Source organism: Sodalinema sp. (assembly GCF_046483825.1).
Lineage (GTDB): Bacteria > Cyanobacteriota > Cyanobacteriia > Cyanobacteriales > Geitlerinemataceae > Sodalinema.
The window spans coordinates 1-7,523 of record NZ_JAWOCL010000248.1; the positions used below are offsets into that span (position 1 = coordinate 1).

The window sequence follows — 7,523 nt, forward strand, 5'->3', positions numbered from 1 at the left end:
AGGCCGTTATTGCTGATGTTGGCGTGGCCCTAGTCGCGGTAGCGAATGCAACCCGAGCGGCGAAGGGATAAGAGGGCAAGAGGCAAGGGGCAAGAGGCAAGAGGCAAGAGGCAAGGGGCAAGGGGCAAGAGGCAAGAGGCAAGAGGCAAGGGGCAAGGGGCAAGAGGCAAGGGGCAAAAGGCAAAAGGCAAGAGGGAGGTTCTCCCCTATTCCCTGTTCCCTGTTCCCTATTCCCTGTTCCCTGTTCCCTGTTCCCTGTTCCCTGTTCCCTATTCCCTATTCCCTGTTCCCTATTCCCTGTTCCCTGTTCCCTTCTTTATCCATCGAAATTGGCTTGGCATTCCCTCCAACTTGTTGCACAAAGAACTCTTCGAGGCTGCGACGGGAGGAATTGAGGCGTAGGAGTTTGCCGCCGAGGAGGTTGAGGCTGGCGAGGAAATCCGGTAACTCGCCCTGGAGGGTTCCTTGCCAATCGCCTTTGTCAAATTCTAGGTCTGGGAGCCATTTTTTCAAGACGTCAGCCGGCCCGCCCTGGCCGTAGACACGATAGCGATCGCCAGTCCCGAGGAGTTCATCGGGAGATCCCGTGCAACGGAGTTCGCCGTCACAGAGGATGGCCACGCGATCGCAAATTACCTCCACATCCGAGAGAATATGACTGTTGAAAAAAATGGTTTTGCCCTGGGATTTCAAGGAGAGGATGATTTCCCGCATCTGATAGCGGCCGAGGGGATCGAGTCCTGACATCGGCTCATCGAGGAAGACCACTTCGGGATTACCCACCAGGGCCTGAGCCATGCCAACCCGTTGTAACATCCCCTTGGAATACTCCCGCAGAGGTTTGCGGCGGGCCGTCTTTTGGCCAATTCCCACCCAGTCGAGGAGTTGGCTAATCCGCCGGGAGCGATCGGGTTCGCCGAGGTTGAACAGTCCCGCCATAAAGGTGAGAAATTCCCAGGCCGTGAGACTGTCGTAGAAATAGGGATTTTCCGGGAGATAGCCGACAAACTGACGCACCGCGCGATCGCCCAGAGGACGGCCCAACAACGTCCCACGACCCGACGTTGGACGAACAATCCCTAACAACATTTTCAGCAGTGTTGTTTTGCCGGCCCCATTGGGACCGAGTAAGCCAAAGGTTTGTCCTTGGGAAACACTTAAGGAACACCGTTTGAGAGATGTCACCGTTTGGTTGAGCCAAAAACCCGTGCGATAGCTTTTGGTGAGATCTACGGTTTCAACAACAAAGGGAGTCATAGGAGGAGGCAATAGCTAGCAAGAGGCAATGGGCAGAAGCTGCCCCTAGTCCCTCACAGGAGGGGAGACGTCTATTGGTTTGGATTGTAGAACATTCGTACGACAAAACGGGAGCCGATCAGCTCCCGTTTTGTTCCTCACACACAATCACTCCGCCCTAAACCGTTAGAGTTCAGGGGTTTCTCAGACTACTGAGGCAAGAACGCCATCGGGTCTGTTGCTCCTTGGCCGGGACGGTGAATCTCGAAATGGAGGTGGGGACCGGTACTAAAGCCGGTGTTGCCCATTTCGGCGATTTGCTGTCCTTGAGCCACGTTTTCACCTTCGCTCACCAAATTTCGGTTGTTGTGAGCATACAGGGTCAAACTGCCGTCAGGATGAGTGATTTCCACTAAGTTACCGTAGCCGCCGGAGTTCCAACGGGAATAGGTGACGGTTCCGGGAGCGGATGCCACGATGGGGGTTCCGACGGGACCGGCGATATCGATACCTCGGTGCATCCGACCCCAACGCCAGCCGTAGCCGGAGGTGAACACCCCCTGAGCGGGCCAGATGTAGCCGTCGAAGACTTCGGCCTGTTGTTGGGGTTTGGGAAGATAAGCGCCGGATGAGGGCAAGCTGGGGATTTCCGGGGAGACGGAACGGGGTTCCATGATGGGAGCGTAGTTTTGCGATCCCATGGGCGCTACCGCCATCTTGTCGTCATCGTCTGTTGACGTCGTCGTGGTACTGGCTAACTCGGCTTCGGAGGAGCGGGCCTCGGAGGCTTGCCGTTCAGCGTCGTGAACTGAGACAACTTGTTCGCGATCGAATTGGGGGTTGTTGTGTTCACGGACGGTTCCGAGAGTGCGATCGCTGTTATCGACGTGAGCCAAAGCTTCCTCAGTGTCCGTTTGACCTGAGTTGGGGGCCGGTTGCGGTTCAGTCTCGCTACGACGAACCCGGTTTCTGAGACGAGAAATATCAGCCCGTAGGGTTTCGTTGGCCGAGGCGATCGCAATTTCGGGAACCTCAAGGGTTACGGTGTCACGGCCATCTGAAGCGTCGGTGCTGGTGTCGGTGCTGGTGTCGGCGTCGAGGACTTCAGCCGAGTCTCGGGGGGCCAGGGCCAAGTCACTGGAGTCGTCTCTGGCCGCAGAGGGAACCAAGTCTAATCGTTGTTTTTTGGGCGGAACCGAGGCGACGTGATCGGTTTGTCCACCGAAGACTTCAACGGGAGCCGATCGCCGGGCCACTTGTTTGGGAATGTTGAGGCGTTGTCCGGCCGTAATTTGGTCGGGATTGTCGAGATTGTTGGCCCGAGCAATCTCTTCAATGCTGGTTTGATGTTGGTCGGCCAAGCTGACTAGGGTTTCCCCTGGACGCACCTGATGGGGTTCAATGGCTTGGATGGTTTCGCCTTCACGCTCTAGGAAGGAACGATTGAGGCGAATGCCAGATTCCTCAGTGTCGAGGGAGTTGGAGTTGATGGCGCCTAGAATCGGGGTGGCACTGAGGGATTCGCCAGTGGCTGTAGCGGTGGCTGTAGCGGTGTCTGTATCAGTGTCTGTAGCGGTGTCTGTAGCGGTGTCGAGTGAACCTAGACTGGGGGAGTTGACAGCGGATGCAGTGCTAGGCTGTTTCTCCGGGTTCAGGCCGCCGACGCCGGTGTGAGATGACACGGTCTCTGGTGCTACCTCAGAGGGCATCAGCAGCGATAATTTTTCGGTCGAGTCTAAGGAACTGGAGTTAGAGCTGCGAGCCGCGATTTCGTTGTTTAGGTTCTCGTCGCTCAGGTTCTCGTTGTTTAAGTTCTCGTTGTTTAAGTTCTCGTTGCTTAGGTTCTCGTCGCTCAGGTTAGGGCTAGAGTCAGCTTTTGTCGTGGATGTCGCCTGGGCGAGTTGATGGTTGCTCTCGTCTACCTCAGCCACAGCGGGAGAGGGTTCTGGGGCGATGATCTCCCGAGGGGGATAGACCATGGTCTCGGTGACCGGGATTCTTAGGACTTCACCGATTTCGAGAGGCGTTTCGATCGAGGGTAAGCCGTTGGCCGTTGCGATCGCGCCGGCTGTGACTTCATAGGCGTTAGCGATACGCCATAGGGTGTGACCACTCTGAACCACATGGGTCACATGGTCTTGAACTGGCTCCTGGGCCACGGGGGCTTGGGAGTTGTGATGGGAAGTATTGTCAGAATGGCTATAGCTTACGGGGGTCTCGGCCGCCGTAAGATTCACTTTTTCAAGCTGATTCTCGGGGATGACCGCCGTTTTGTCGAGAGTCGGCGGCATCAGGCTTGGAGCAGATTTGACGACGGGTTCAGCGGCAACCGCAGCGTCGTCAGCTAAACCAACAGCCGAGGCTCCCATGGAAATGGCAAGACCAAGGACGGCAGCTGAGGTTCTAACCCGCCGATGTTGTTCCGGTACCGAAGCACGGAAGGCATCAGATCCTAGATGAGCTTGAAGCTCGTTTAGGGAAGCGGGGGGGTTGTGATGTGGGAACGCTCGTTTCAAGAACGACCTCCTAGACAATAAGCGTGTGAGTTACAGTCGGTCGGGGGTGCGACCTTGGAAAGCAGACAGTGATCGCGATCACGTTGTATTTGCGATGTAGGTCACTGACGGCAGAGATGCTTAGGACAGGTTACCCCGGTTTACCAATTTACACAAGGTTACAAAGCTGTAAACCTTGTCTAGAGGTGATTTTGAGCTGTGAAACCAGCGGAGCTACGCCAGTTTGACTCAGGGATTGACTCAGGGATTTAGGTCATGTTGAGCGAAAGTTCGTCTCAACCTGGTTCCTAAGTGAAATGTCCTTGAACCCATAGGATGGCCGGTTAAGGCGTATCGACGAAACTTTAAGCTGAATTAGGTCACAACGGCAACTGGCCATTTGGCGACCGCTGCGGGGATCTTAACTGAAACTGGCTTGATTTTCTTAATATATGAAACTCCCCAAGTTTGCATCAGTGGGGAGTTTTGGCGACTCGATACGGTGATTTCTCTTGAAGCGAATGCCGATCGCCGCCCCGGATCAGCCTGATCGCGTTAACAATAGAAATTTCTTATCATTGCCACAAGGGCGGGATCGCCCAGTCCCTGGGGGGTTGACCCTCTTAGGGGGTTTCACCCCTCGGGGCGCGGAGAGTTCCCAGTTGACGCAGACATTCAAAAAGTCCCAAAGCCGCACTCACCGAGAGATTGAGGCTACGCACCCGAGGCTCAAACATGGGAATATGAACCGTCTCTTCACATTCGGCGAGGGTGTCATCGGAGAGGCCTTCGGTTTCACTACCAAACAATAACCAATCATCGTCACGAAAGGCGAATTCTGTATAAGAACACCGGCCACGAGTACTAAATCCAATCCAACGGCCCGATTGGCGGCGGCTCTGGGTACGGAATTCTGCTAAGGAATCGTGGATTGTCCAGTTCACATATTGCCAATAGTCGAGGCCGGCCCGCTTGAGGTAGCGATCGCTCATCTCAAATCCCAGAGGCGCCACGAGATGAAGCGGGGTTCGGGTGGCCGCGCAAGTCCGAGCAATATTTCCCGTATTGGGGGGAATTTGCGGGTTAACCAGAACCATTTGGGGAATAGGGCTAGATAACGTCAAGGTTCTACCAAATTAAACAGCATTTTCTCGGATTTTACGCTATATCTCTCCGATTCGCCTAGGCGATCGCCGCCCCAAGTCCCGCTTGAGAGGGGTGGGTTGGCCCCGTTCCATCGATAGGTTTTGCTAATCGCCAATTCCCGAGGTCAAAAATTGACGATTGAGCCAGCAAAATCCCCAGAATCAGGCCGCCATCAGGCTACATAACTGATCTTCGAGATCCTGTTCGCGGGCGATCGCTCCCTCAATCTCGCGCATCATCTGTTCACGAGGAGACGAACCCTGTTCGCAGGCCCGTCGCCATTGCTGGGCCGGGTTTCCGTCTCGCAAAATCCGCTGAATGGGAGAGAGAAAGCAACGAATCCCCTTAGACTTTGCCAGAGGTAGGATCTCAGCATACAACTCCTCGATCCAATCCCGAGCCAGGATTTCTCGCCCATCTTGCCAATGGCGTAAGGTCGCATCGAGGCTATCTTTGGCGGCGGCTTGCTCGTTGGCCATGGTTAGGGCCAGTAAGTCCTCACTGCGGTGGCTGGCTGGGAGCGTACTGCGTTCTAAGGGGTCGAGACTGGGATCGAGTAGGGTTTGCCAAATTCGCGCCTCTAGGAAGGCCATAACCGCCAGCAGGTCGATGGGGTCAACAATCAGATCGCAAATTCGCAGTTCTAGGCGATTCAGATTATAGGGACGGCGATCGCCGTTGGGACGCACCGAAATCCAGAGATGACGCACATTCTGCATGGTTCCCAGGTCTAACTGCTCTTGGGTCCAATCAATGAAATGACCGTGACTCTCGAACAGGGGAACTGTTTGCGGAACTTGAGGAAACACGGACCAGCGGGTGGAGTCATAGCCAGTGATTTCCCCATCGAGGAAGGGAGACGACGCACTCAACGCCAGATATAGGGGAGCTTCAACGCGAATCAGTCGCGCGGCCCGCATCAAGGCTTCGGGGTCATTAATACCGACATTGATATGGACGCTGGCGGTGACCACTTTGGACCCGTAGGATTGCTCGATGTAGTCATGGTAGGGGTTACCGGGGTCAGAGCGGAAGAAGCGGCGACTATCTCCGAGAGAGAGGGTACTTCCGGGAATGAGGGTGTAATCGCCGAGGGTTTTGAGATAGTGACGCAACTGTTGTCGAGGTCGCACTAAATCACAGAGCAAAATATCGTAATCGCAAAAGGGAGCGGTGGTGTACTCCACGTTGCGTGAGTCGGGTTCTCGGGAGAAGCGATCGAGATCGGCGACAATGCGATCAGACAGTCCCACAATGTCACCGGTGGGTGTTCCGGTGTACATTTCTACTTCAAAACCTTTGGATAAGAGCATGTGTTGTTCTGCCTGAAACGGGTGCGACATCGAAGAGCAATCTCTATTAAGTGGTGGCGATCGCCCAAAAGCGAGCCACATCCCCAGGATTGACCTTGTTGGCATTTTATCAAAGATGGCGGCGACAGAGATGAAGCTTCCCTGGGATTCTTCCTGGCTTGGGCTTGGCGGTTGGGTTAAACTGATCCCATGATTCTGGTTCGAGAAGGACTGGCCCCCCGTCAGGTTTTAGGTTATGGAAACGAAAGAACTCAAATTGTTGCTTCAGTTGCTTGGCTGTCCTGACTATCGCGGCAAAATAGCAGCGGTTAAGCCAACCAGCGGCACTCGGGTTAGTGAAACCCAACGATTTTGTCGTAAATTAGCCGATCGCGAGTTACTGAACCTCCACGAAGAGATTAAGAAATTCAAAATTAGTCCAGCCGGTAAAACACTCCTGAACGCTGATATTGAAAATCTCCCCTTATCTGACGCTGAATTAACGGTGTTACAGGTGGCCGCTAAGGGACCCTCAACTCCTGGAGATACCAAACTTCCCGCTGCACAACGTCAGCCGGTTCTTCTGAGTTTGTGCGATCGCGGACTTTTGAGTGCGATCGAACGCAAAATTGTTGAAGTGAGTCTTTCGGCACGGGGTAAAGAATTTCTCCGCGATGATTACTTTGATGCTAATGCCAGGCGCAATCTACAACTTAACGCCCAACTGTTAACCAATTATGTCCAATTTATGCGGACATGGATCAACTCAGCTCCCACCCCAACTCCCCCCCCAACTCCCACTCCAACTCCCACTCCCACTTCCACTCCAAAAGCCAAACCCAGCGACAGCGAACTGATCGAGATTATCCGCAAGATTGATTCTCGACTTCCCACCAATAACTACACACCGATTTATCACCTTCGCGCCGAAGTTCAACCCCCCATGACGCGCGACGAACTCGATCAGGCTCTTTTCCGCCTCATTGAAGACAACAAAATTCAACTGAGTTCCCTCCAAGAGGGAATGGATTACACAGACGAACAATTTGCCGCAGGAATCCCGCAAGAATTTAGTAGTCCTCTATTTTTTATTATTGTCAATTAAAGTCAATTAAACAGTGGTTTGTAAATAAAAATTACCAACTTCTTTCAACTCCAAATCAACCTAAAGTATCGAGTTTCTGTCATGGCTGATATCATAACACTGCTCAAACAAAACTATAACCCCTTTGACTTAACCACAGCCAGAAGTGGTAACTTTTGGCTGGAACAACAATCTGCAAATTTGACCGTCGAGTCCATTCACCAAGAACAACTAAGGAAGATTATCCAGGTTATCGAAGAGGTGCAACTC

General features: G+C 53.5%; 5 protein-coding genes. 1 reads left to right on the forward strand and 4 read right to left on the reverse strand.

From position 1 onward, the window contains the following. Positions 1-276 precede the first annotated feature (276 nt). The 4 genes from R6U67_RS15670 to gshA form a co-directional block, all read right to left on the reverse strand. Positions 277-1,257, reverse strand: coding sequence for an ABC transporter ATP-binding protein (locus tag R6U67_RS15670; protein ID WP_410253415.1), 981 nt, complete (start codon positions 1,255-1,257; stop codon positions 277-279). A 188-nt stretch (positions 1,258-1,445) separates the two neighbouring features. After that, positions 1,446-3,605 carry a peptidoglycan DD-metalloendopeptidase family protein gene (locus tag R6U67_RS15675; RefSeq protein ID WP_410253416.1) on the reverse strand — a complete coding sequence of 720 codons (2,160 nt, stop codon included), beginning with the start codon at positions 3,603-3,605 and terminating at the stop codon, positions 1,446-1,448. 749 nt (positions 3,606-4,354) lie between these two features. Beyond that, entirely contained in the window at positions 4,355-4,837 is a 483-nt protein-coding gene (locus R6U67_RS15680) for a tRNA (cytidine(34)-2'-O)-methyltransferase (protein ID WP_410253419.1), read from the reverse strand. 201 nt (positions 4,838-5,038) lie between these two features. After that, positions 5,039-6,190 (reverse strand): glutamate--cysteine ligase, encoded by a 1,152-nt coding sequence (gene gshA / locus R6U67_RS15685; protein ID WP_410253417.1) that lies wholly within the window; start codon positions 6,188-6,190, stop codon positions 5,039-5,041. A 235-nt stretch (positions 6,191-6,425) separates the two neighbouring features. Between gshA and R6U67_RS15690 the strand changes: the two genes are divergently transcribed. Then, positions 6,426-7,274, forward strand: a complete 849-nt coding sequence (locus tag R6U67_RS15690) for a hypothetical protein (protein WP_410253418.1) — start codon at positions 6,426-6,428, stop codon at positions 7,272-7,274. Positions 7,275-7,523 lie beyond the last annotated feature (249 nt).